This window comes from Ignavibacteriota bacterium (genome assembly GCA_019637995.1).
Classification (GTDB): domain Bacteria; phylum Bacteroidota; class Ignavibacteria; order Kapaibacteriales; family UBA2268; genus JANJTB01.
Genome location: JAHBUQ010000002.1, coordinates 1,268,398 through 1,295,101, shown reverse-complemented (window position 1 = coordinate 1,295,101; position 26,704 = coordinate 1,268,398). Strand labels below are relative to the sequence as shown.

The 26,704-nt window shown below is 35.6% G+C and carries 23 protein-coding genes; 11 read left to right on the top strand and 12 right to left on the bottom strand.

Annotation, left to right across the window (positions count from 1 at the left end; genetic code table 11):
• The first annotated feature begins 12 nt into the window (after positions 1-12).
• From ccsA to KF896_11445, 7 genes are all read left to right on the top strand, one after another.
• Positions 13-2,316: a cytochrome c biogenesis protein CcsA gene (gene ccsA / locus KF896_11475; protein MBX3044329.1), complete on the top strand. Its 2,304-nt coding sequence runs from the start codon at positions 13-15 to the stop codon at positions 2,314-2,316.
• Positions 2,317-2,393: 77 nt separating this feature from the next.
• Positions 2,394-2,954: a TlpA family protein disulfide reductase gene (locus KF896_11470; protein MBX3044328.1), complete on the top strand. Its 561-nt coding sequence runs from the start codon at positions 2,394-2,396 to the stop codon at positions 2,952-2,954.
• A 173-nt stretch (positions 2,955-3,127) separates the two neighbouring features.
• Positions 3,128-4,642, top strand: a complete 1,515-nt coding sequence (locus KF896_11465; GenBank protein ID MBX3044327.1) for a T9SS type A sorting domain-containing protein — start codon at positions 3,128-3,130, stop codon at positions 4,640-4,642.
• Positions 4,643-4,891: 249 nt separating this feature from the next.
• Positions 4,892-5,773, top strand: a complete 882-nt coding sequence (locus KF896_11460) for a hypothetical protein (GenBank protein MBX3044326.1) — start codon at positions 4,892-4,894, stop codon at positions 5,771-5,773.
• A gap of 14 nt (positions 5,774-5,787) precedes the next feature.
• On the top strand, positions 5,788-6,294 hold the full coding sequence (locus KF896_11455; protein ID MBX3044325.1) for a T9SS type A sorting domain-containing protein: 507 nt from the start codon (positions 5,788-5,790) through the stop codon (positions 6,292-6,294).
• 66 nt (positions 6,295-6,360) lie between these two features.
• Complete coding sequence (locus tag KF896_11450) at positions 6,361-7,878, top strand: T9SS type A sorting domain-containing protein (protein ID MBX3044324.1); 1,518 nt, start codon at positions 6,361-6,363, stop codon at positions 7,876-7,878.
• A gap of 12 nt (positions 7,879-7,890) precedes the next feature.
• Positions 7,891-9,330, top strand: a complete 1,440-nt coding sequence (locus tag KF896_11445; protein ID MBX3044323.1) for a T9SS type A sorting domain-containing protein — start codon at positions 7,891-7,893, stop codon at positions 9,328-9,330.
• A 438-nt stretch (positions 9,331-9,768) separates the two neighbouring features.
• On the opposite strand, the gene KF896_11440 is transcribed toward KF896_11445, so the two are convergent.
• From KF896_11440 to KF896_11390, 11 genes are all read right to left on the bottom strand, one after another.
• Positions 9,769-11,268, bottom strand: coding sequence for an NADH-quinone oxidoreductase subunit N (locus KF896_11440; GenBank protein ID MBX3044322.1), 1,500 nt, complete (start codon positions 11,266-11,268; stop codon positions 9,769-9,771).
• Positions 11,269-11,303: 35 nt separating this feature from the next.
• On the bottom strand, positions 11,304-12,911 hold the full coding sequence (locus tag KF896_11435; GenBank protein MBX3044321.1) for an NADH-quinone oxidoreductase subunit M: 1,608 nt from the start codon (positions 12,909-12,911) through the stop codon (positions 11,304-11,306).
• Positions 12,912-12,986: 75 nt separating this feature from the next.
• The gene (nuoL, locus tag KF896_11430) at positions 12,987-15,083 is read right to left on the bottom strand and encodes an NADH-quinone oxidoreductase subunit L (GenBank protein MBX3044320.1); all 2,097 of its coding nucleotides are present in this window, start codon (positions 15,081-15,083) and stop codon (positions 12,987-12,989) included.
• 25 nt (positions 15,084-15,108) lie between these two features.
• On the bottom strand, positions 15,109-15,417 hold the full coding sequence (gene nuoK, locus KF896_11425; protein ID MBX3044319.1) for an NADH-quinone oxidoreductase subunit NuoK: 309 nt from the start codon (positions 15,415-15,417) through the stop codon (positions 15,109-15,111).
• Between the two features lie 21 nt (positions 15,418-15,438).
• Entirely contained in the window at positions 15,439-15,939 is a 501-nt protein-coding gene (locus tag KF896_11420; protein ID MBX3044318.1) for an NADH-quinone oxidoreductase subunit J, read from the bottom strand.
• Positions 15,940-15,975: 36 nt separating this feature from the next.
• Positions 15,976-16,779, bottom strand: coding sequence for a 4Fe-4S binding protein (locus KF896_11415; GenBank protein ID MBX3044317.1), 804 nt, complete (start codon positions 16,777-16,779; stop codon positions 15,976-15,978).
• Positions 16,780-16,824: 45 nt separating this feature from the next.
• A complete protein-coding gene (gene nuoH, locus KF896_11410; protein ID MBX3044316.1) occupies positions 16,825-17,898 on the bottom strand; it encodes an NADH-quinone oxidoreductase subunit NuoH in 1,074 nt (357 codons plus the stop codon).
• A gap of 47 nt (positions 17,899-17,945) precedes the next feature.
• Complete coding sequence (locus KF896_11405; protein MBX3044315.1) at positions 17,946-19,100, bottom strand: NADH-quinone oxidoreductase subunit D; 1,155 nt, start codon at positions 19,098-19,100, stop codon at positions 17,946-17,948.
• Positions 19,101-19,130: 30 nt separating this feature from the next.
• Positions 19,131-19,607 (bottom strand): NADH-quinone oxidoreductase subunit C, encoded by a 477-nt coding sequence (locus KF896_11400; GenBank protein ID MBX3044314.1) that lies wholly within the window; start codon positions 19,605-19,607, stop codon positions 19,131-19,133.
• On the bottom strand, positions 19,608-20,267 hold the full coding sequence (locus KF896_11395) for an NADH-quinone oxidoreductase subunit B (GenBank protein ID MBX3044313.1): 660 nt from the start codon (positions 20,265-20,267) through the stop codon (positions 19,608-19,610).
• A 9-nt stretch (positions 20,268-20,276) separates the two neighbouring features.
• A complete protein-coding gene (locus KF896_11390; GenBank protein ID MBX3044312.1) occupies positions 20,277-20,723 on the bottom strand; it encodes an NADH-quinone oxidoreductase subunit A in 447 nt (148 codons plus the stop codon).
• 457 nt (positions 20,724-21,180) lie between these two features.
• Here KF896_11390 and KF896_11385 point away from each other — a divergent pair, with 457 nt between their 5' ends.
• From KF896_11385 to KF896_11370, 4 genes are all read left to right on the top strand, one after another.
• Positions 21,181-22,197 (top strand): MBL fold metallo-hydrolase, encoded by a 1,017-nt coding sequence (locus tag KF896_11385; protein MBX3044311.1) that lies wholly within the window; start codon positions 21,181-21,183, stop codon positions 22,195-22,197.
• Positions 22,198-22,360: 163 nt separating this feature from the next.
• Complete coding sequence (locus tag KF896_11380) at positions 22,361-22,645, top strand: TRL-like family protein (protein MBX3044310.1); 285 nt, start codon at positions 22,361-22,363, stop codon at positions 22,643-22,645.
• A 72-nt stretch (positions 22,646-22,717) separates the two neighbouring features.
• On the top strand, positions 22,718-23,206 hold the full coding sequence (locus KF896_11375) for a hypothetical protein (protein MBX3044309.1): 489 nt from the start codon (positions 22,718-22,720) through the stop codon (positions 23,204-23,206).
• On the top strand, positions 23,163-23,732 hold the full coding sequence (locus tag KF896_11370) for a hypothetical protein (protein MBX3044308.1): 570 nt from the start codon (positions 23,163-23,165) through the stop codon (positions 23,730-23,732). The genes KF896_11375 and KF896_11370 overlap by 44 nt, the downstream gene beginning before the upstream one ends.
• Here KF896_11370 and KF896_11365 read toward each other — a convergent pair.
• Entirely contained in the window at positions 23,729-26,704 is a 2,976-nt protein-coding gene (locus KF896_11365) for a hypothetical protein (protein ID MBX3044307.1), read from the bottom strand. The two genes, KF896_11370 and KF896_11365, sit on opposite strands and share 4 nt — an antisense overlap.

Below are 26,704 nucleotides of genomic sequence, written 5' to 3'. Positions count from 1 at the left end.
TAAGTGGTTGAAATGCTTGGAAAAGTATTGATATATATGACTGTTGCCTTTAGTGGAATCTCGGTCCTTGCATATCTGTTTTCTGATAAAAAAGGACGAGATAATCTACTTAAATTAGGCGTTTTTTCATACTATGCTATGACATTTACAGTTGTTGCGGCATGTATTTATCTTCTATCGAATATTTTAGCTCATAATTTCCAGTTTACATATATTTGGGAATATTCTTCTACTGAGCTACATGATTACTTCCTTGTTGCATCGTTTTATTCCGGTCAGCAGGGCTCATTTATGCTTTGGATGCTTATGCTTACTATTATCGGCTTGGTAATTAATTACCGAACAGCCCGATATGGTTATCAGTCGCTGTCTATGGGAATTTTCACATCCATCATATTTTTTCTTGCTGTTATTCTCATTTTCAAAAGTCCGTTTGACTATGTATGGGAAACGTTTGCAGCCGAAAACTTAGAGGTGGGTTTCATGCCTGTAAATGGACGCGGACTAAATCCTATTTTACAAAATTACTGGATAACAATTCATCCTCCGATTCTGTTTATCGGATATTCCATGATGGCTGTACCTTATACTTATGCCCTGACTGCATTAATCAAGCGTGATTACAAAGGATGGATAGATAAAGTTATGCCATGGACACTTTTTGGTGCAGGTATTCTTGGGCTTGGAATTATGATGGGCGGCTACTGGGCTTATGAAACACTCGGATGGGGCGGTTTCTGGGCTTGGGATCCGGTAGAAAATTCTTCACTTATTCCATGGATGATTGCTGTTGGATTCATTCATACTTTGTTAGTTCAAAGAAGAACCAACGGACTTGTTAAGACAAATATCGCATTAGGTCTCTTAACATTCATATTTGTTGTATATGCAACGTTCCTAACTCGAAGCGGAATTTTGGGAGATACTTCGGTTCACTCGTTTGTAACTCCGGGCGCTATTGTATATAATATGCTAATATTATTTCAGGTAATTTACCTTGGACTCGGCATATTTTATATGGCTACAAGATGGAAGGATATGACTGCTTATGTCGGCAAAAAGGCAATTTCATTTGCATCAAAAGAATACTCAGTATCTCTTGGTGCTATTGTATTCCTTGCACTCGCTGCAATTGTAATTATGGGGACATCATGGCCCGCAGTCGCTGAACTTTTTGGTCAGGAAAAAGTCGCTGTTGATATTTCAAATTATGATAAATTCGGAAGTATTTTTGCTGTTATATTTTTGATTCTAAATGGTATTTCCCTCTATCAAAGATGGAATTCAGGCAATATTTCTGATATTTTCGGCAAGTTAATTATACCGACAGGTGCTTCAGTAGTTTTGGTTGCTGTATTTTATTTTATGGGATTAGACAATCTGAATTTTATACTACTTACATTTGCTGCCTTTTTCTCCTTGATAACAAATCTTGAGTATTTGATTAGGAATGTCAAATCCAACCCAAAATCATTAGGTGCGTATATTGCACATATTGGATTGGTATTCTTGATTCTTGGTGCTGTAATTAGTGGGGTTTACTCATCTACTAAGCAAGTAAGACTAAAAACTAATGAAACTAAGTCCGCTTTTGGCTATGATTTTACTTTCGTTGGCTACAATCAAATCGAAACCGAATTTAAAGACCGTGAGAAGTTTAAATATAACATTAAAATCGAAAAGAATGGTAGTTCCGGTATGGCAAGCCCGATAGTTTACTGGAGTGATTTCAACGAAAAGCAATCGCCATTTCTTGAGCCGGGTGTTTATACGAAATTAGAAAAAGATATATATCTTTCTCCAAAGGCTATCGAAGCTGAAAGTGATCTTCCACGAGTTGCACTTCGTAAAGATGATAAAGCAACAATACCACTGGATACTAATTTGATGGTTTCGGTTAAAAGCTTTGTTATGGATAAAAACGCGGCATTCTCCGGAAATAGTGTAGTTCTCAATACTGTAGTTAGTATTGAACATATTGATGGTACTATATTTAGTGATACTTTGAATTCTCTGCTCGATGCTACATCATGGGAAGCCCAGCCAAGCTGGAAGAAAATTGCAGATTCTGAGGTGGAAATAGCTATGACGAAACTTATCCGAGATGTGGATAACATTCATAATACCAGAGCTGTACTAAGCTTCAAAGAAGCTGGTAAACCCGAACCGGCACTTGTTGATGTATTTACTTTTGATGTTTCAGTTAAGCCTTTTATCAACCTTGTATGGCTTGGTACACTTGCTGTGACAGCAGGATTTTTCTTGGCTCTTTACAAATATCCTACAAAGAATAAAAAAAATATTGCTGAAGAGTAATATTCTTTGTAATCTTTATAATAATGTTTCGTCTTTATAATGAAAGATAATCAATTATTTATATTTTGGAGAAAATGATGTTAAAAAAAGTTTTTCTGGCATTACTATTAGCAGGTATTTATTTATCGGTAGTTTCATGCTCTGATTCTAAAGCAGAAAGCAATTCCGTCAAAACGCCGGTTTATTTTATTAATTCTGTTATGCCTGCTCAAGATGGCTATATGGTTGACTTTAAGTATAAAGATGGAAGTAAAGACCGCTCTTTAGCCGAGCTTACTAAAGGCAAAGTTGTATTTCTGAATTTCTGGGGTACCTGGTGCGGTCCATGTAAAAAAGAATTACCTGATATTATTGAAATCAGTAAAGATCTTAAGAATAAAGACTTCATCGTCATTGGAGTTGCTCTTGAAAGAGGTACACCTGAACAGGCTGCAAAAACTGTCACTGAATTTGGATCTGGGCGTGGTATTGATTATGTAAATTTCATTGGTAATCAGGATATTACTAATGCTTACGGTAAAATACCTGCTGTTCCAACAACATTTATCATAGATAAGAACGGTAAAATTGTTGAAAAAATCGTTGGTGCAAGAGATAAAGCTACTTTCATGGCATCAATTAACAGAGTTTTAAAATAATATTTTACTTATAAATCTTTTAAAGCTGCTTTGTTTATTTACAATGCAGCTTTTTTTTTGAAACAAGTGTAATGTATAGTTTTAATAAAATATTTTATAATATTTTATAATATTTAAATATTTTATTTTTAGTTTTGTATTATGTTATTTATCAAAAAATAGAATTTAATGTTATGAAAACAATTTACCTGATATTATTACTGGTTACAGTTTCCAATAATCTATATTCTAAAACACTTCAGGTTGGAGGAGGAAAAGAATATGCTACAATTCGTTTAGCAGCACTTCAGGCAGAAGCAGGTGATACGATTTTTGTATATGGCGGCGTACATCAGGGTGGTATGCTTATTAGTAAACTTCAGGGGACTGCCGACCTAAGAATTTTTATTATTGGCCAGCCGGATACAGAAGTAATAATTCGCGGTGGCGGAAATTCTATTCAATTCTCTGATGCTAAATATGTCGAAATTCAGGGACTAATCATAGAGAATCAAACCTCAAACGGAATGAATATAGATGATGGCGGCGATTACTCTACTCCTGCCGAATTTATCACTATATCAGATTGCATATTCAGAGATATTTCCGCCACGGGCAATAATGATTTATTGAAAATGTCAGGCGTGGACAATTTCATTATAAAAAGCTGCATTTTTGAGAACGGCTCAGCAGGTGGAAGTGGCGTAGATATGGTGGGTTGCCATAATGGTAAGATACAAAACTGTATATTTAAGAATATGGGTAGCAATGCCATCCAAGCCAAAGGAGGCACTCAATATATTGAAATTTATGCAAATTATTTTGAAAATTGCGGACAAAGAACTTTAAACCTCGGCGGTAGCACAGGACTTCAATATTTCAGACCAATTGATGCAAAATTTGAGGCAGCCGATTTGCAGGTTTATTCAAATATTTTCATTGGTTCGCTCGCCCCGATTGCTTATGTCGGCAGTGTCAGAGTAGATGTGATAAATAATACAATTATTAATCCTGAGCGCTGGGTCATCAGAATTTTACAGGAAACAGTAGATGAAAGCCGCTTTGAAAAATGCGGAAATAACAGATTTGAAAATAATATAATTTATTTTGGCAATATCAGCACAGAAACCAATGTCGGAACAAACACAGCACCTGAAACATTTACATTCAGAAATAATTATTGGTACAATCATCAAAATCCGAACTGGCAGGGACCTAATTTGCCGGCAACAGAAATAAATCAGGTCGTAGGCTTAGACCCATTTTTTGAAAACTTTACAAATAATGATTTCCGTCTTAAAGCTGCAAGTTCTGCCCGCTCATATATAACATACACAGGTATGCCGATTCAGGACTATTCGGGCAATAATTACCTGCAACCACGCTCAGCCGGCGCCTTTGAATTTAATGATAATACAGTAGTAAAAGAGAGCAAAGAATCATTGTTCGTTATAACGCCAAACCCCGCAAGTGATTTCATCACAATTCAATTACGCAACAAAGGGCTTCAGCCCTTTGCGGCAGATAGAGTGCAAATATTTGATATGCTTGGTTTGGAAGTCATATCCACCCCGTCTGCTTCGCAGCCACCCACAGGAGAGGGGAATTTAAGAATTGATGTATCTCATCTGCCCACGGGAGTGTATTTCGTACAAATTATTGGAAGCAATGGAGCTTGCTCCATTGTCAAGAAATTTGTGAAGATGTAAAAGTCAAATCCCCCTAAAAGCGAACTGTGGGATTGGATTTTTTTTGCATTATAATCTAAATATGTTTATAAAATATTTGGTAGTTAATTATAATTTTATTAATTTGCTTATGGAAATTTGTCATAGTTGATAAAACTTATAATTAGCAGAGAATTTATAAGTTTTTTATAGTTATTGAACTTTGTTTGATTATAATTATAATTTTCCCTGTTAAAGGGAGATTGTTTCAATAATTTAAAGGAGTTTTTTATGCGTTATCAACCAGAGCAACAGAGCAACAGAGCAACAGAGCAACAGAGCAACAGAGCTACAGAGCTACAGAGTAATATCATTAGTACCATTAATTTATGGTGCTCAAAAGTGATGCGTGCAATGCCTGTAATTGTCCTGATTTGTGTATTAAGTTTTAGTCCGGATTTGGCATATTCTGAGCAGGACTGCTATGAAGAGCAACAAAACTTACAATGTGATCCTTGGATTTCAGTAACTGTAACCCGTTCTTTTCCTGTTTTTACTGCGTGTCAGATTACTGTTTTTTATTCATACAGAGAATGTTTGGATATATCTTGTTCTCCACCCAGAAAAGTTTTACAGTACCGATTAGGAAGCATTGATATACCGGATTATTGCCAAGGTTTGATGGCTCAGTTATTCCCGGGTTTTCCTGATAATTGGGGTGGAATAATGAATCAAGCATACTGGAATATGCTTGTTGATGCAATTTTTTACACACTTGGTAAAGAATACATAGTTGATAATTCTATATCAATTCCGAATTGCAGCGGAATTCCACCGAATTGTGACGATGCTCCAACCGGCTGTGACAACATTTTTGAAGTTTACTATACTCAACCGAAATGTCGTGCATATTGTGTATTAAAAGGACCTGTAGGACCACTTGGCTTTAGAAATACCAGTGTAACTCCTATCCATTGTGATAGCGAAACAACCGTAGCCTGCTGCGAACACCGGAAATATTTCTGCTACTGTGGGAGTGAATTGCAGGTAACAAATGTTGATACTTATACTCAGGGAAATTGTAACGTTTTAGTTGAACCTGTGAATTTGTGCCCTTACCCTGAGGAATATGAAAGACATTTTATTAATTGCTCTCAAAACTGTGGTGAATAATAAGGAGAAAAATTATGAAATTATTCATTATGTTATTTGTGTTATTTTCGATATTATTCACTTCCATTTCAGAATGTAAGGAAGAATTGAAGTTAATAAACACAAGGATTGAAGGACAGAAAAGAATAAGCAACTTCTTACTTATAAAAACAGAAAAGAATGATGATTTATTCAAACAAGGTCCCAGAAATCTAAAGTATGTAAGATTAGACGGTGTAATATTAAATTCTAATGATTTCGGAAATACGTGGTTTAAAAAAAATGAAGTTGAAATACCTGTAACTATTGATGATATTTCTATTTTTCCAAATCCGGTAAAAGAATCTATCAACATTGTCTTCTCGGAAAATGAAAGCTTAAAGCGAGACTTGAAAATTTTTGATTTAACTGGATATTTACATTATTCCGATAAATTATATTTTTCAGAGGTTACAAGTTTAGATTTGAGCTTTCTGCCAAATGGTTGTTATATTATTATCATATCCGGTGTTGACAAATTTTTCAGGTTTGTCAAAATTTAAAAATTAATTATCCTCCACTAATCATTTTGTTTAGTGGAGGATTCATATTATAAGGAGAAAATGCAGATGAGAAAGTTATTTTTAATATTGTTTTTTTTACAAATTATTGCTTTACATCATCATACCAAGGCTAATCCCAATATTGTTTGGGAGAAAGAATTAGAATTAAATAATATGACAGGTGTTTGGATTTACAAATTAGGAATATTTGATAACGAATTATATATTTGGCTCGCAGGGAGTAACCAGAATGAACCAACATTGAAAGCTATTAATAATATAAAAACAGACATTTTTGGAAATGTGATTTATAATAAAAAAGCTGACCAAATGAAAGGGAGAAATGGTGGTAACTCATTTATTTATTACTTTTATAGAAATAACAACTATATGGAATTTAGAGGTATATGGAATTGGGCTCCTGGTGGACTTTCAAATTATCATAGTATTAAAATTCAAAGTGACGGAGAAATGGAGAATTTCCACTCTGATTCTTCAAATAAGATGATTTTTTATGATCCGGCTTATGCAAACTCATTTTATGATAGCGTTTATGTCGGCTTCTTCCACGCTTACAAAGAGGAAAATAAACAAAAACTTTTGGTTCTAAATGATGATGGAGAATATATCAGAGATTTGCAACTTGATACAGCAGGCATTAATGAGCCGATACATTGGGATAAACAGCAGTATTATTTATTTCCGAGTTCTGATAAGCATATTATTACTACTCTCTACAGTCCGATTGATACCAAACAAGATCATTACGGTTGGAATGATTTTGTATATATTTGTAAATTTAATTTAGATGGCAATCTGATTTGGAATTCCAAACTTCATAATGAAGGGTATAAAAGACTTAATATATATTATATCAGAGAAAACACTGATTCATCATTCTTTATAATTGGTGAAGTATTTAATACTCTTTCCGATAAAGCTCTTTACTTTGCTAAAGTCAATAAAGATGGTATTAAATTATGGTCGAAGACTGTGAATCATGCTGATCCAATAACACGGATAGAACAATCATTTACACCTCTTAGAAATGGTGAATTCTATGCTATCTATGGTCGTATCCCGGCACGGACAAAAGAGAATGAGGAAGGTTCTGACTTTTATATGATGATTATTGATTCTTCAGGCAAAGTTGTTGAAGAATATTCATGGAATAGATTTACCAATATTAATGCTGTCAAAGGTGTAGTGGAAAATGAAGACGGCAATATAATAGTTTTAGGTAGAAATGGATGGGATTCATATTATTTAGCAGAAATTAAACCTGATTTTTTAACAAATGTGGCTAATGAATCTGCAAGCCGGGAATTTAGAATCGGCTTATATCCAAATCCTGCAAGTGATTATGTCAGGATTAAAACTATCAATTACGACTCATATATGACAGCTCTTTGCAGTTTGGTTGATATCAATGGAAAAGAAGTTCAAAAATTTAACTTCACAGATGAATATGATTTGAGTACAAAGAATCTTAATTCCGGAAATTATATTTTAAGAATCAATTTCATCAATGAATTTGGCTTGTCATCAGGAACAGTTACCGAAAATATTTTAATCATTAAATAGAGGAAAATGAAAATGAAATTTTATATTAACTTTTTAATCCTGATTCTCTTTTTTCCTTATTTTTCCAAATCACAAGCAGAATTGGATAAGGTGTGGGAAGTCAATTGCAAAGTAAAAAATCTATCTTATTTAAATTTGATAAATTACAGCATTGACAATAAAAAAATTAGATTGCTAATAGATGGACAGCCACCTAAATTACTATTAAAAAACCCAGCAATTATTGATATTGATTTTAATGGTAATTTACTAAAAAACATAAGTACAGTTATGAGCAAAACCGCAAAACCTTACTTTGTTTCTGATCTAAATAATGAGCATCACTATTTCACTAAATATGATGGCAAGATAAATATTTTGGTTACAGATGAAGACGGAGACTCTCTTTCCTTTGTTCCTTTTGATTTACCGTCAAATTACTATGCAACTTCGAATCCTATTTATTACAATGAAAGTATCATTCAGTATGTGAGTGATTTTGAAACTCTCGATGGATATCTATATTATTTTGATAAATTCTTTAATAAGAAATTTGAAATTAAATTAGAAAAACCTAAATCAGAATTATACTTGTATCCATACCCTCGTTTAAAAATAGATTCAGCCAATTTTGATTTATTCACATTATTCTATGGTCCAACACTATACCTTGATGGTTCAGTAGATCATTTGGTTTTAGTTAAATATGATACACTGGGTAAGATTAAATGGGAGACTGATATTCAATTGCCAAATAATAAAAGAATATTTTATCAGGATTATAAAATTGAAGCTGACAACATATTCATATTATATTATGTTAAAGAAGACAAAGATAAATATTTTTCTATACTTAAATTAAATAATAATGGAGAAATTATTACAAATATCCCATTATACGACGATTTAACAAATCATTTTTGGTTAAGAACAAAATTCATTAGTAATGATAGAATAGCTTATTGGGGATACAATGTTAGTGCTGATCCATTAGAAGTTTCAATCAATTTTTTAAAGATATTAAACATAAATGGCGACATTCTAAATAAATATGAATGGCAGAGTTTTCACACAATAATTGGTTTGTTTGAAACTCATTTGAGTAATTTGATTATTTTAACTTCACGAATTGATACGTTAAGTGTAATGGAAATCAAATTATCAACGGTTTCTGTTCATGATTATAATTATTTTGCTGACAATACTCAAATCTCAATCCACCCTAATCCCGCAAGTGATTTCATCACAATTCAATTACGCAACAAAGGGCTTCAGCCCTTTGCGGCAGATAGAGTGCAAATATTTGATATGCTTGGTTTGGAAGTCATATCCACCCCGTCTGCTTCGCAGCCACCCACAGGAGAGGGGAATTTAAGAATTGATGTATCTCATCTGCCCACGGGAGTGTATTTCGTACAAATTATTGGAAGCAATGGAGCTTGCTCCATTGTCAAGAAATTTGTGAAGATGTGAGATAGTAAAAAGTTGAAAGTTTAATCAAAAGTTGCAACAAAGGGCTTCAGCCCTTTGCGATAAAATTATGTAGCCAAATCAGATGTCCGACACTTGCAAGGTGTCGGACATCTTCTAAAGAAGTTTTTTTCATTCAGAATCGAAGGCAATGCATCCATTAATAAAAACCAACCGAATTAATCAATATTTTTTGTCAAAAGATAAGTTACAGAATTGAATATATTAATTAATAGGAATTGTTGGGCTGATTTTTATTGAACTCATCCTCAGACCACAATTCGACGAATTCAGGTATAAGCTAAATGAAATTCAAAAAGTTAAATAACAATATTCATAGTTATCTCAAATGATTACAAGTAATTAAACGTATCATACAACAAAAAATCCCTGCAAACATATGCTTACAGGGATTTTTAAATATATTGATAGTTACTGTAATTAGTTGCCTAAGAACATTTTGACTGAGAACTCAGCCCATCTCAAAATTGGTCCGTAGAACAAACCGAAAATCAAAGTAGGTAGAGCCAGCATAAACACAACTAATTGGCTTGCATAAGAGAAAGAGAATGGTTCTTTCTTTGCTTCAACTTTTCTGACCCACATATTGCGAATAACTTTGGCATAGTAGAAAAGTGAAATAACACTATTGAGAACACCAATTACCGCCATCCAATACCACCCACCTTCAAGTACTGCACCGAAAAGTACAAGTTTACCAACAAAACCCGCAGTAGGCGGAAGACCGGTTAGCGAAACCATAAATATTGTCATAAACGTAGCCATAACAGGAGCCCTGTAACCGAGTCCTTCGTAATCATCGAGTTCTTCACTGCCAATCTTATGGGCAAATAACATTACAACAAAGAAAGCACCGAAATTCATAAGCATATAGAAGAAGAAATATACCAGTATGCTCATAATACCTGAACTTGACATAACAACAACACCCATCAGCAAGTAGCCGGCATGAGCGATTGATGAATAAGCGAGCATACGTTTGACATTACTTTGCCAGAGAGCTACAAAATTGCCAAGCGTCATTGTGGCAATTGCAAATATAGCAATTATATAATCCCATGGTAGTCCTTCGAGCAATGCCCAATTTGCCTCGCTTGATGCATTAGTATCAAGGAAAGCAAGTCGCATAAATCTGATAAAGATTGCAAAACCCGCAGCTTTAGATGCTACTGATAAATATGCAGTTATCGAAACAGGTGAGCCTTCATAAACGTCAGGTGTCCAGAAATGGAAAGGTACAGCGGATATTTTATACGCAAAACCTGCAATAATCATAAGCCCTGAAATAAATACTGATAGTTCACTAAATCCGTACTGCATGAAGTATGTCTGAATTTCGTAAATATTCAAGGAACCTGTCATACCAAACATCAGCGACATACCATAAATCATAATACCCGAAGATAGCGAACCAAAAATAACATACTTCAGTGAGGCTTCACTTGAGCGTTTTATTTCCTTAGTATATCCTGCAAGAACATAAGAACTCATACTCATAGTTTCGACAGCAAGGTAAATCAATATGAGATTTGATGCACCGGCAAGCAAAAACATACCAATTGCCATACCAAGAACAAGCATATAATACTCGCCCATCCATACATCACGCTTATGAAGTTCTTCACTAAACTCCGACATCACAAGCACAAGTATAGTCGAAATGATAATAATCATTTTAAAGAAGTCAGCAAAGGGGTCAACTGATGTAAGATTTTGAAATGCTCCGGAAACAATTCCGGACTGCATAATCAAAAACACAGCAGTTACTAAACTTCCTAAAATTGAAATGCCGGCATTTACCTTGTTATTTTTGAATACTAAGTCTGCAATAATTACCAAGACAAAAGTTGCAAGCAATGCCAGCTCGGGTCTGAATAACCCGAGACTGTTTAATAAGTCATTGACAATTGCATCGTACATATCTATTCTTTTTTTTAATTTTCAACAATAATTAATTACAAACCGGCAAAGTTGCCGCCAATTCTAATCAGTTCAACAAAATGATTGACTGAAGAAGTCATCATACCGATAACAGGATTTGGGTTGATACCAAGATAAATCACAATAATTGCAAGAGGAACCAAACCACTAAGTTCGATATAATTTATATCATCATTTTTATAAATTTTTCCTGTTGTATCCCAAGGACCTGACCATTTTTCAGGAAGTTTTCCAAAGAACACTTTCTGAAGTGCCCAGAGCATATAGCCTGCACCAAGAATGATACCAAGTCCTGAAATCACAGTAAGCACAGGGTAAGTTTTGAATGCACCTAAAAATACAAGTGCTTCACTGACGAAGCCGCTAAGCCCCGGAAGACCAATAGCTGCAAAAAATGCTATCGTCATAATACCTGTGTAAACCGGCATTTTATTAGCCATACCACCAAACTCATCGAGATTACGTGTGTGAGATCTGTCATAAAGTACGCCAACAATCATAAAGAGCATAGCTGTAATAGTACCGTGATTAAACATCTGGAAAATTGCTCCGACCAAACCTTCGGTATTAAGAGCAGCAAGACCGAGCATAACGTAACCCATATGGCTGACAGATGAATAAGCGATAAGCTTTTTGAAGTCTCGTTTGCCAACATTGAACTGAGCCAATGCACATAAAGCTCCATAGACAATACTCACCATACCTATAAACGCTATCCACCAGTTAAAATAAACCACAGCATCAGGGAACATAGGCCAGGCAATACGTATCATACCGTATGTACCCATTTTTAAAAGTACGCCGGCAAGAATTACAGATATTGCAGTAGGTGCTTCTACGTGCGCATCCGGCAACCATGTATGAAATGGTACAATCGGAACTTTGATGGCAAACCCTACAAAGAGTGCCGCGAAAGCGATATATCTCCAATTTGTACCAAATCCGTAAAGGATTGAATTTTGATCGTAATTAGCAGGATTCATCATTTCAAACATATTGAATGAACCGACCGCAAAATAGAGAGCAATCATCACCAGTAGCATGAATACAGAACCGAAAAGCGTATAAAGAAAGAACTTAATAGCCGCATATTCTTTACGAGGACCGCCCCAAATACCGATTAAAAAGTACATCGGAAGCAGCATTAATTCCCAAAATACATAGAATAAGAAGAAATCTAAAGCAACGAATACGCCCATCATACCTGTAACAAGCAGAAGGTACATCGCAAAATAGCCTTTAGCAGCTTTCTTTATGCCCCAGGATGCAAATGTTGCAAGGAAGGATACAATTCCTGTCAGCAGAAGCATTGGCATACTGATACCATCAATACCCATAAAATATTCGATTGTCAAATTACCGAACATTGGGAGACCGGTAACAGAAATCCATGTAAAGCGTTCTACGAATTGCATTGAGCCCGCATCATTGATACCCGGCATACTTAAATTGAAGTTAGAATATATAACTAAAGCCAAAACCAACTGAATGAAAGTAACAAACAGTGTTATATATCTGAAATAATTCAATGAACGGGCACGGCTTAATTCATCTTTACCACTTGGTATTGCAAGAATAGCAATCATACCCAATATTGGCAAGAAGGTTATCCAGGTGAGAATTCCGACCCCAAATATGTTTAAAGTGCCTGACATTAATCCTCCGATTTATTTTTATTTTCTAAATTTTTCATTTTGTTAAACTACCCACCAAATTAAAACAATTAAACCGATTATGCTTAGCAGCAAATATGTTTGCACGCGTCCTGTTTGTAATTTTCTTAAAACCGAACCTGAAAAACCTACCATACCGCCGGATAAATTAACCAAACCATCAACAACGCCGTTGTCAAATTTACCTGTAAAAGTACCCAATCCTCTCCATAAATATCCCATGCCATTAACAATACCGTCGAAGATTTTGGAATCAATCCAATACATTAATTTTGAAAACAGTAAAGTACCACCAATAAATGTCTTTTCGTAAATTTCATCAATATACCATTTATTGTAAGATAATAGATATAGAGGTTTGATAGCATTTGCGACCTTTTCGGGGTTAATTTTCTTATATTGATAGAACATAAATGCCAGAAATATACCAAAACCCGCAATTGCGAGAGACAGGAACATAGCAGTATAATGCTGGTGATGCAATTCTTCTTCAAATTTATTTAAAACAGAATGTCCTCCATGCTCCGCACCATGACTTTCCAAAGGCGTTATGAAGTCGAATTGCAACTCTGCCGGAACCACAGTTGCGACAGGTTTAAATGCTTTAGCAAACCAGCCGGATGATGCATCAATCGGATTGAATGAGTAGAAAATCCAGATTGAAAGTATAGCAAGCACCACAAGCGGAAGGACAATTTGAGTTTTGTTTTCATGAGTTTTTGCAGCAACTTCAGTTTTTGCCTCACCATGGAATGATACTATTGTCAGTCTGAACATATAGAATGCAGTCATACCGGCAGCAGAAAATGCCATAACCGGAATGAGCCAGTGTCCGCTTAAGTTGCCGAATGCAAGCGTTCCGGCAAGGATACCATCCTTACTCAGGAAGCCTGATGTTAAAGGCACACCGGCAATAGCAATTGTTGCAAGCAAAAATGTCAGGTATGTTTTTGGCATAGTCTTACGCAAACCACCCATATTACGAATATCCTGAGGGTCTGTATGGTGGTCGTGCATTTGGTGCATTGCATGATGCATAGCATGAATAACCGAACCTGAAGCAAGAAACAAACATGCTTTAAACCATGCGTGTGTTACAAGATGGAAAAATCCGTATGTATAAGCTCCTACACCAAGCGCCATAATCATAAACCCAAGCTGGCTAACAGTCGAATATGCGAGTACACGTTTGAAATCGTTCTGTGTTATACCGATTGTAGCAGCCATGAAAGCTGTAAAAGCACCTGTGTATGCTACAAAAGTAAGAGCATCGGCAGTGAATATGGGGAATATTTTGGCTGTCATAAAAACACCTGCTGCAACCATTGTCGCAGCGTGGATTAAAGCACTTACAGGAGTCGGACCTTCCATCGCATCAGGAAGCCATACATGAAGTGGAAACTGTGCTGATTTACCGATAGCACCGGCAAATAGCAGAATTCCCATCGCTGTGAGAATTGTTCCGCTCTCAAAAGGTAGGGCGCCGTTACGAATCTGCTCAAAAATTTCATCGAACATAAAGGTATTGAATGCAAAGAATGCAATCATAATACCTGCAAAAAATCCAAGGTCACCCACACGGTTTGTTATGAATGCTTTCTTCGATGCGTTCGAAGCAGAATCTTTTTCGTACCAGAATCCGATGAGTAAATAGGAACTCAAACCTACGAGCTCCCAAAATATATACATATTCAGCAAATTATTGGCAATAACAATTCCGAGCATCGAAAAAGTAAATATGCCAAGATATGCAAAAAATCTCGGGTACCGCTTATCATCATGCATATATTCAGTAGAGAACAGATGCACAAGAAAACTTATCAGAGTAACTACTATAAGCATTGCTGCCGCTAAGTTATCAACTCCCACACCGAGGTCAATAGTTCTGTTACCCAGTGAGAACCAACTGAATTTCCATTGAATCAGCGCTTCTTCCGAAAAGGTAACTAACTTACCATAAGCAACTACCGCAGCCAAAGCAAGATCAATACCGAGAATAACAGTACCGATAACGCCCGCCGCCTTGCCCAGTTTTTTCTGATTAAAAATAATTATCAGAAAGCTCACAAGGGGCAATATGAGTATCACTAATGATAACTGAAGTAATAAGTCGTGGCTCATAATTCGCTTCTATTAAATATTATTATTATTCTTTCATACTACTAACTTCGTCAATATTAACGTGCCTAAAGTTATGGTATATGTTAAGCACAATTGCCAGAGCAACAGCTACTTCTGCCGCAGCCAGCACAATTACGAACATTGCCGCAATGTGTCCGTCAAAATTCATACCGCCGTACTTTGCAAAAGCTATGAAATTGATATTCGCAGAATTGAGTATCAATTCCATGCTCATCAGAACCATAATCGCATTTTTGCGGGTTATGATACCGAACAAGCCCAGCGCAAAAAGTATGGCGCTTATTATCAGGTAATGATTTAGTCCGATTTCCATTTCAATTTCCAACAATTATACTTACTTTCTTCTTGCAATTTTTGCCGCTCCGATAAATGCGATTAATAGTAATATCGCAGCTACCTGAAAAGCTAAGAAATATTCGGTCATTAACAGTATGCCTATAGGCTTTACTGTTGATTCTACAACAGGAACAGGCTTCTCGAACCAACTCGTAGAGAGATACATATAAATCAGAAAGCCACCAAATGTAACAGTAGCCAGACCGGCTAATACATACTGCACTGTGCCGGTGGTCCCTGATTTAATATCTAAATCAACAAACTTCGAGGTGAGCATCACACCGAATATTATAAGAATCAAAATACCGCCGATGTAAACCATAATTTGTGTAACGGCTATAAAATCAGCATTAAGTAAAACGTACAATCCGGCAACTCCAAAGAATGTAAACAACAATGAAAATGCCGAATACATCATCTTGCGGGAGAATACTACGCCGGCGGCTGAAATCAAAACTATCGCCGCAAATCCGTAGAATACTATGTCGTACCAGTTCATATAATTTATAAATTTAGTTAAAAATATTCAAAAAATTTACTCGCCGCCTTCTTTAGCCTTTGCAGCCATTCTTTCGGCTCTTTTTCTTTCATTCTCGCGTCTTCTTTCGTCACGTGCTTTTTGCTTTTCAAGATCCTCTTCAGATAACTCTGTAGGTGCATCCTCAACTTTGGGAGGTTCTACTTTTTTAGGTTCTTCTTTTATCGTAACATCTTCAGCCTCTTCAGAGCCGCAAGTTGATTCTTCTTCTTTTGCTAAATTGGCTAAAGCTTCTTCAGCTGCTTTTTTAGCTTCAGCGTCAGCTTTTTTCTTAGCTTCCTGCTCTTCTTTTTTCTTAATCTGATACTGCTCAAATGATGCTTTCTTTTCAACTACTTGCTCAGGTGTCAAATCAGAAAAATTATACTTTAGGTTTTCTCTGTCAAATTCTGAATATTCAAATTCCTGAGTCATATAGATAGCTTCTGTAGGGCAGACCAAAGTACACAATGAGCAGAAACAGCACTTAGCAAAATCAATCTCATGCTTGGTTACCCACATTTTACGCTTTTTGCCGTTATTCATATCAGGAACGTTTTCTTCATCAGGTGTAACTCTGACTGTTTCGACTTCGATACAATTTATCGGGCAGGCTTTGGCACAACTATCACAACCATCACAACCTGCCATATCCACAAAAAGTCGGTTGCGGGAATTTAAAGGCATATCACCTGAAGTTATCGGATGATAAATTTCAGGATACTGATTTGTAACTTTTTTCCCAAACAAGTGCTCTAAGGTAATTTTCATACCTACACCTGTTGTGGAAAGTCCGTCATATATTTTTTTGAAATAATCCATAATTAATCTCTCTTTTATTTAATTTTCCTTATCAATTACTGCCTTTTATAATCCGGGAGTGAAATAAATATAATTAATCATACTCCATGCAGCAATCGCTACGAAACAAACAAACGCAAGCGGTGTCATTACTTTCCAGCTGACATACATAAGCTGGTCAACCCTTAATCTCGGCAATGTCCAACGTAGCCAAATCTGAACAAATACTAAGAAACAAGCTTTTCCTATAAACCATACCGGCTGCATAAACGGCTGATTCAGGAAATCGCCGAAAGGTGACTGCCAACCGCCAAGGAAAGCAATTGCAATTAGTGCAGAGACCGTAAACATATTGGCGTATTCTGCAAAGAAAAACATGGCAAACTTCATTCCGCTGTATTCTGTATGGTAACCAGCAACGATTTCTGATTCTCCTTCAGGAATATCGAAGGGAATACGATTTGTTTCAGCCAATCCACCGACAAAATGAATGATAAATAGAGCAAGTGTAAATGGGATGATAACGACTTTCCAAATTGGTCCTGAGCCGCCGAAAATATTCCAGTTCCACAAGCCGCCTGATTGCTGATGAATGATTACCTGCAAATCAAGTGAGCCTGCAAGAGCAGCAATTGCTAAAATTGCAAGTGCTATAGGAATTTCATAGCTAACCATCTGAGATACGCCACGCATAGCTCCAAGGAGCGAATATTTGTTATTCGATGCCCAGCCACCCATCACAATACCGATTACTCCGAATGCACCTACTGCAAAAATATAGAATAAACCAATATTCAGATGAGCAGGCACGAAATTAAAAGCAAATGGTATTGCCGCAAATGCAGCGAAAGCACCTGTAAACATCACATAAGGAGCAAGATTGAAAAGTGGCTTGTTTGCTTTATCAGGAACAATATCTTCCTTCTGAAGCAATTTTACAACTTCCGCAAGCGGCTGCAGGACACCTTTCCAACCTGTACGCATTGGACCTAACCTATCCTGAACCCATGACGCAATTTTCAATTCACCAAGAATTGCAACTAATGCATATATAAGCAAAAATGTCAATGGAATAATAACAAACAGAGAGTAAGTTATTATGCCGTCTCCAAACAAGTTATATATAAAATTCTGTTCCATAGTTTTATTTATTTAGTTAGAATTATTTTCAGTTTTTATGATAAAATCTATCTGTCAATTTCACCTAATACAATATCAAGACTACCGAGAATCATAATTAAATCGGCAATCATATATCCTTTTGAAATTTCAGGAAGTACACTAAGATTTACAAAGCTGGTTGCTCTCGAACGCATTCTGTAAGGATTTACAGAGCCGTCACTAACAATATAAAATCCTAATTCTCCTTTTGGATTTTCAGCTTTTGCATATATTTCACCTTTTGGTGGCTTTGCTCTGCGAGGCACAAGAGCACGAACATCCGAACTTTCGTCAGGAAATTGTGCAACTATCTGCTCTATTATTTTGCAACTTTCTTCCATTTCTTTCATTCTGACAATATTTCTGTCAAAGCTGTCGCCGACAGTTCCTGCTTCGCCTTTTCCGACAACTACATCAAAATCAAGCTTGTCATAAATTGAGTACGGCTCTGATCTGCGTAAATCATAAGGAACACCTGAGCCGCGTAGAACCGGACCGCTAACACCATAATTTATAGCAATATCTGCAGGAAGAATACCAACATTAGCTGTCCTTTCGACAAAAATACTGTTACCGATAAGGAGTCGCATAATTTCAGCATTAGTTTGTCTTACAGTATTGACAATATCCATACACTCACTTTTGAATGTAGGCGGAACATCACGCATAAGACCACCAATCCAGAAGTAATTAAAAAGTAGTCTGCCGCCGGAGGCTTTTTCGAAAAGATTGAGAATCATTTCTCTGTCTCGGAATAAATAGAGAAACGGAGTGAATGCACCACAATCCAGACCGAAAGTCGCAACAGCTATCTGATGATTAGCTATACGATTTAGCTCGCAAAACGCTACACGAATCATTTCGATTCTTTCAGGAACTGTAATTCCAAGAAGTTTTTCCATACCCATTACATAAGGAAGCTCATTATTCATTGAGGCAATATAATCCATTCTGTCAATGAAAGGTATGACTTGTGGGTATGACATTTTTTCACATGATTTCTCGAAACATCTGTGAAGATAGCCGATATGAGGCACAACTTCAGTTACGATTTCACCGTCAACCTCGACTTCCAAGCGAAGTACACCGTGTGTTGAGGGGTGCTGAGGACCCATATTAATCCTCATTCTTTCAGTTTCTACCCTGCCAAAATCAACGTCAAGTATTTTTTTCTCAGTCATAATTTATCTTCTTAGCATTATTTTTCAAAATTAGTAAGCTACCTTAATACCATGATATGTTTCCGGCTCCTTGTAATCTTTTCGGAGCGGATAACCTTCCCAGTCATAAGGACATAAAATTCTAACCATAAAAGGATGACCTTCAAAGACAATTCCGAACATATCGAATGCTTCTCTCTCATGCCAATTTGCTGTTTTCCATACTTTTTCGACTGTAGGTACTAGGGGCGTATCTCTGTCAAGTTCTACTTTAAGCACTATTCTGTGATTCTTAGGAAGTGAATATAAGTGATAAACAACAGTCATATTTGTTTTGTAGTCAACACCCGATAAATTCACCATATAGTCGAAAAGAAATTCGGGTTCATCTCTTAGATAAAGACAAACTTCAGTAATTCTTTGCGGACGAACTGTAATAAAAGCTTCTGTTGATGCATCTTCAGAAAATGCCAGAATATCATCACCGAATTCTGCCTTTAATTTATCGTATATTTCATTTGCAGTCATTTATTTACTCTCCTCTTTTTTAAGATAATCAAGAGAATAACCTGTGTAGATTTTTCTATTTACATCATTATAGTCGGCATTTTCTTGCTTAACTCTTTCCTGATATTCTCTGACTTTCTTTTGTCTTAGCTCAAGAGCGGCAAGGTCTTCAGGGGACATTTTTTCGCGTTTTCTGAAAATTGCTTGTGTGCTTATCATTTTCTGAAGTTTTACCAAACCTTCGAAAAACGCTTCAGGCCTTGGTGGACATCCCGGAACATAAACATCAACCGGAATAATTCTGTCAACTCCTTTAAGTACATGATAACCATGTTCCCAGTATGGACCGCCGGAATTTGAACATGAACCCATAGACATTACATAACGCGGCTCAGACATTTGCTCATAAAGAGTCTTGATTCTGTCAGCCATTTTAAGAGTTACCGTACCGGAAACAATTATAAAATCAGCCTGGCGGGGTGATGTTCTGGGAATAGCACCGAATCTCATCATATCAAAATGAGATGCGTTCAGAGCCATAAATTCGATAGCACAACACGCTAGTCCAAACTGAAGATACCAGTCAGATTTGCTTCTTCCCCAATTCAATATATCTTCAACAGTACCTAAAATTATGCCATCGCCCTGTATCGGGTCATCTAATCTATTTAATAAGCCCATAATTTTACCTTAGTTTTCTTTAGTTTTGATATTTTTTAAGTATTCTTCTCTTGTAGTCACAAGGTCAGACAGAACAGGTATCTGTGGCTGTGGCTTTTCCCAGTCTAAAAGTCCTTTAGCCCAGTCATAGGCAAGCCCCAATGCAAGGATGAACGCAAATACAATCATTCCCCAGAATGCAAACCAGCCCATTTCTTTAAAAACAACCGCCCATGGGAAAAGCATTACAAGCTCGACATCAAATATTATAAATGCCAATGCTATTATATAAAATCGGTTATTAAACTGTATCCAGGGCGAGCCGATTGGCTCCTCGCCTGACTCATAAGTCGAGTTTTTGCGTGGATTGGGACGGCTGGGGCGTATCAGAGCAGCTACCACAATACCTGCAGCAACAAAAAAGACACCTACAAATAAAAAGACTAATACAACAGAATATTCAGTCAGCATATCAATACCATAAATAAATATTTTAATTTACTCAATTGAACTAAAACAAAACTAATAAAATATTCAGATAAAATAAAATTAATTTTCAAATATTTTTTTTCAATGTTCGTAACCTAAAATATATGATTTCACAACTTCTTTATATTCAAATATTTAGTTATATTGATACTTGAAGTTAAAAAATATCACAGAATCCAATTTAAAGCAAATTTTCAGAGTGCATTTTACAATTTTTCAATATATCAATCGTAGCTTAACCAACATATTATTTTAGTTATATTAAAATATATACAAATTTGTAAATTTATCAATTTTATTATAAATCATTAAGAATATTCTTAATAAATTATTTATTAAAATTTTAAAAATTCCTTTTCAATTTTTTTTTATGAAACAAATTTTCAAAATCAAAATGTTTAAATTCACATTATTTATAATTCTTATCTTAGTTGCGTATACCTCTATGAATTTATTTAATAAATCAGAACTGCCTGCATCAAATCCGGAGCTTGAAACTATCAAAACAGGCTGGAAGGGAAACCCAATTAATTCTGAAGGCAAATTCGATAATCACGAATTTCCATTTAACAACGATATTACGAGAGTCATAAAGTGGCAATTCGAGAAAAATCCCCAAAAAGCTGAAAAGAATAACGATACTTTCAGACTACCGGTTGTAGATGGGTCAGACTTTTTGAAAAGTACGGAGGATGGGCTGATTTGGATAGGTCATGCTACTTATCTAATCAGAATTAATGGTAAACTTATTATCACAGACCCGATTTTTACAGTTCCATCACCTATGATGAAAAGATTTTCAGCACTTCCTATCAAACCTGAATATATAAATAATCTGGATTATATCCTCCTCTCTCACGAGCATTATGACCATTTAAATAAAGAAAGCTTTAAGTTGATTGTAAAGAATAATCCGCAGGCTAAATTATTGACAGGACTAAAACTTGGTCAGTATTTACGGGACTGGGCACCTCAAAATCAAATTCAGGAAGCAGGCTGGTATCAAAAGTATAATATTACAAGCGATGGAATTGAAATTACTTTTCTTCCTACAAGACACTGGGGAACACGCGGAATAAGCGGTTTCAATAATAAACTTTGGGGAGCATTTATGATTCAAGCTGCCGGAAAGTCAATATATTTCGGGGGCGATTCGGGATATGGCTCACATTTCAAAGAAGTTTTCGAGCTATTCGGAGCTCCTGATTATGCAATTATCGGAATTGGTGCTTACAAACCGGAATGGTTTATGGCTCCAAGTCATACAAGTCCTGCTGATGCTCTTAAAGCTGCAAATGATATGAAAGCTAAAAATTTTCTGCCTATGCACTTCGGAACATTCGATTTATCCGATGAACCAATCGGCGACCCATACCGGGAAGTCAACAGAATTTATAAATCAAATTATTCTCAAGTATTTAAAATGACAATTCCAAATATTGGAGAGAAGATAAGATTTTGAGAGATGATTTTTATTGTCAAATTATTCGATAGCTTGTCATAAAATAATTTAATTGATTAATATAAAATAATTTTTATTTCACTTAAATTTTCATATTTTTGCTATACAGGTGATTGCTGAAAAACCTAAAAAGAGTAGGCATTAATATTTTGAGGAGTTTTCTATGAAGTTAAAACTTTTTATTGCTGCAATTTCTTTATCAGTTATTGCGCTTCTTTCTTCTTGTTCACTTACTTTACCTGCAGCTGCAACATCGAACCCGATTGGTTCAAAAGTAGGCACTGCCAAAGGTACCGGATTCTTTGGTGTTTTATTCTTTGATGCTGATGCAAGTATCAGAACAGCTGCTAAAAATGGTGGCATCACTAAAGTTTCTACTGTTGACGTTAAAATGTCAAATATACTTGGTATAATTGTTAGCTATGAAACAATTGTAACCGGCGAATAATAATTTTACTTTTTTCGGGCTGTATCATTTTTATATTATGGTACAGCTCTTTTCTATTTCATATTCTTCAAAATGAAAAATTTAATTTCCATATTAATTCTCTTGATATTTATGCTTCAATCCTGCGGCACAAAGGATACTGACAGTAATTCAATATTCATTGGCGGCACAGACAAATTGTTATATGATAAAGATAATGAGTCTGAGCAAAAAATGACAAAAGAAGCATTCGAAGATTATGAGAATATTCAGCACAAGTTAAGCAGAAGTGTATATCCATTGCACAAAATTGTCAAAGGTGACAACTATGTAATATATGTTGCGCTGCCATACAATGTCAATTTAGTGGATATGGTTAATGATTCATTCAAAAATGAAAAAGAAAAAAATCAACTAAAGTCATTTAATCGTATTGAAAATAATTTTATATACAGGGAGCTGATTAAAGACATTAATTCTACAAAAAAATATCTTGTTAATATAACAAGCCCTGATTCAACATTGATTTATAAATTTTATGAAAGCGGATATGCTAAAAAAAGGATTAAATTCAACAGCTAAGTACGTTGCTATTACTTTACTTTTGGGGGTTCTTTTCTCTTGTGGTAGCATGAAACCGGGAAGTACAAGTAAAGCAGGCAAGTATTATGAGGATTTTTATATTGGTGAAGGGAAAAACCAGTATTATATCAAACCTCTTGAGTTTAAATCTCATAATCATGAGTTAAAAGTAGATTTTACCATCAGGGATTTTGAATTCAAAGAAAAAGGCGCCTCTTTCAATTTTTCTATATACTCAGATGAAATGATAAGTCGAATTGATTCACTTACAATACGTACTATAAGCGGGTCACATACGATAAGCAAAATTGACAGGATGTTCTTCGAAAAAAAAGGTAAAGGTTTCCATATCCGTTCAACAGGCTATGGCGATGCAAACCAAATTTCGACATTCTTCGGCACCATTGGTGTTAAATTGAATATTTTCCACGATTCAAAAATAATTGAATTTGATGAAACCGGTTCAACGAAGAAAGCCCGCAAAGCAATCAATGATGAACTCATGTTAATCATTGGACATTACTAATTTCCTCTTTTCCTTCTTCTTGGATCAGTTGCCTTAGTCTCCAAAATTTTATTGTTGAAATTAATTATGTCCCTGTAATCAAGGCATGGTAAATTATCATTACAGCATGGTGATTTTATAAGCTTTCCGGCTTTATATTCGAGAGTATTAATCCTTACATCTATTCGCCTGATGGTATCAAGCATGAATAGCGACGAATCAATATCGCGAATATAACGAGGAATTTTATACTCAGTCGGGTCAAAATAATTTCCTTTTGCAAGAATTATAATCTTCGATTTGAAAACAAGTTCTTCAACAGATTTCAGCGAAAACGGCAGATTCAGATTGGCATTCTGCAGTGCGTCGTCATCAGGAAGCAAAGTAAGCCCATCAACATAATAATCATAAAATCCTCGTCCGACAATAGCTGTATCCAGCAATTTATCCAAAAGTTCAAGATAACCATAATATGCTCTAAGCCTTGATAGTGTATCATTATTCAGGTTCAGAGAACTTTTGTCCTGAATCATAACTCTATGAAAATCAATATCATAGTCACGAGTATCCTCGATAAGGGTTCCTTCCACATAATCAACATCATCACCGATATACCAGCCTCTTCTTACAGGTCTTCGGTCACTCCAGGCATCAAGACTGATAATCAGCTTACTTCCGGGGGTAATGCTATCTATTACCCTAAATGCAGGTATAATTTTATTCGATATCATATCAGCCATTTTGTAGAGATTTGAGTCCACTATACGGGCATAATCCTCATATTCATAAGTTCGCTTCAGTCTGCCCTTCATACCTTCGCCAAAATACTGGTTATCTTTATGAAGTTCAATCCAGCGGGCTTCTCTGAACTTGAATGATTCCAGGGTCCTCATATCTCTTCTGAAATTCCTGAGAGAATTAACTTCCCAGAATCCTGTCTGAAAATATGGTACATTCTGCTGATAGCTTGTCAAAACACCTGAAAATTCACAATAACAAGGTGGCTTGATGATGTAATCAGGTAGTAGATAAACAGTATCATGAATAACTATTTTTTCATTTGATTTTGGTTTTTCTCTGTAATAAATTTCATTCATGGTTGCTACTGACCTGACCGCTCCACTTAAAGCCGATTCAACAGCAAAGTCCCCACTATATAATGCGGGTCTTAGCTCTATTCTGTTCCAATATTTTGTTATAGTAATCTGCTTATCATAAGCTACAATATCACCTGATATTCTGGCATTAATAATCTTTTCATTTATTACATCATCAGACTCAACCTGAATGCCTTTTTCGATTATCATTCCTTTTTCTTGACGTGTAATATCCTGGTTAATAGTTATAAATTCTTTTGAATTCATTGAATAGCCGGTTAGAATATCAATTTTTAGAGAAGAATCCAGGTTTCTTTCATAAAAAGTCTCAGATGGAGCCTTATAACCTCTGAAAATTATTTCTTTGTCAGACAAACAGTCCATATCATTAAAACTACTTCCACCTTTAACCAAATAATTTTTCTCAAAATCGAGCTTAACTTTCAACTTGCCGTCCTGATAATTATCAGAAATAAGTTTGCCTGATTCATCATAAATTGCTAAGGAAGCATTTTTTACGGGCTCATCAGGTTTTTCAAGATTGACAACGACAATTTCAGCAAAAAGACCCGGCTCATAAACCGGCTCTTTCGGAATAACAGGTTTTTCAGGCTTTGGGCAGTTATATTTTTCGGGTAATGGATATTTATAAATGTCATATCCACCAATATTCTCTGTTCGGTCATTTCCGGGTTCACAGTCACAGGCTTTCATTATTCTTTTTCGGTTTCTGTCCGATGAAAAATATAAAGGATTATCTTCTGCTTTTTCGAGATGAGGGAAGGGGACATATGGGAATCGCTCATCAGCAGGAGTATTTATGCTGTAAGTCAATGAATCTGCTGTAGGCGATTTAAGGTCAATCAGCTCCGGTACTGATAGTAAAGAAATACTTTTAGAATCGAAATTAATATCAAGTTTTGCTGCATAAATGTCGAAATCGCCAATATTAGCATTATCTCTATTGCTTGAGAAAAAGAGGGTAGGATTAAAATCCTGACAATACACAAATGGCGAACCCTCATTGAAATTGGTAGTATTTGCACCTCTGAGAGGTCTTGGTGTTTCCCAATTAAACCCTTCGAAGCTCAAAGTATCAATAGAAATTGTTGGGTCATATTCACCAAAACTGTAGTATAAATCAGTCGAGCCGCCATAGATCGTATCGCCTTTGAGATTGATTGCTTTGCTGAATGGATTATCTCTGTCAGATGAAAATATCAGCAAAGTAATCAGTTTACCTTCGGAGTTTTCCTTTGTAACGGCTGTAGGGTGTGAGTCCCAGAATCTGCTGTTAATTTGGTTCAGCTCAACAAATCTAATCTGTCCATTTTGATTTTTTCCGAAATAGAATATATCAGTTCCGCCTTTTGGAATTGATTTTTCGAAAGGCAAATAATTTGCAGCTAAATATTCAAAAGATGGTGGATGCGAAAACGAAGCAAAACCTGAGCTTTGGCTTATAAAATAGAGGGATTCGACATTTGCAGTTAGATTTCTAACAGCTGCAATACGATTAACAGCATCAGGCTTTTTGGACATTGTATATTGAGATACATCAAATTCTCTTTTGCGGCGTAATTCCTTAAGTTCATCATCTTCTGCCACTTCCGGGATAAATAATTTATCAATATACGCTGCCGAAGGCATGACTTTCACAGAGTCAAGACTGATTTCAGATTCAGGCTGAAGGCAATTCGGACAGTCAAGATTTTTCACACGGGCAGGAGCAATATCATCACTCTCGGAGTTTTTATATTCCCCTTCAATTTCATTGAGATTTTGTTTAGGCAGGTATAATGTCGGTCCGCAAGCAATTGAAATCATTGCTGTTGAAACTATTAAAATGCCAATTAATATACGTATTGTTGGAATATTATTCAAATAATATGGCAT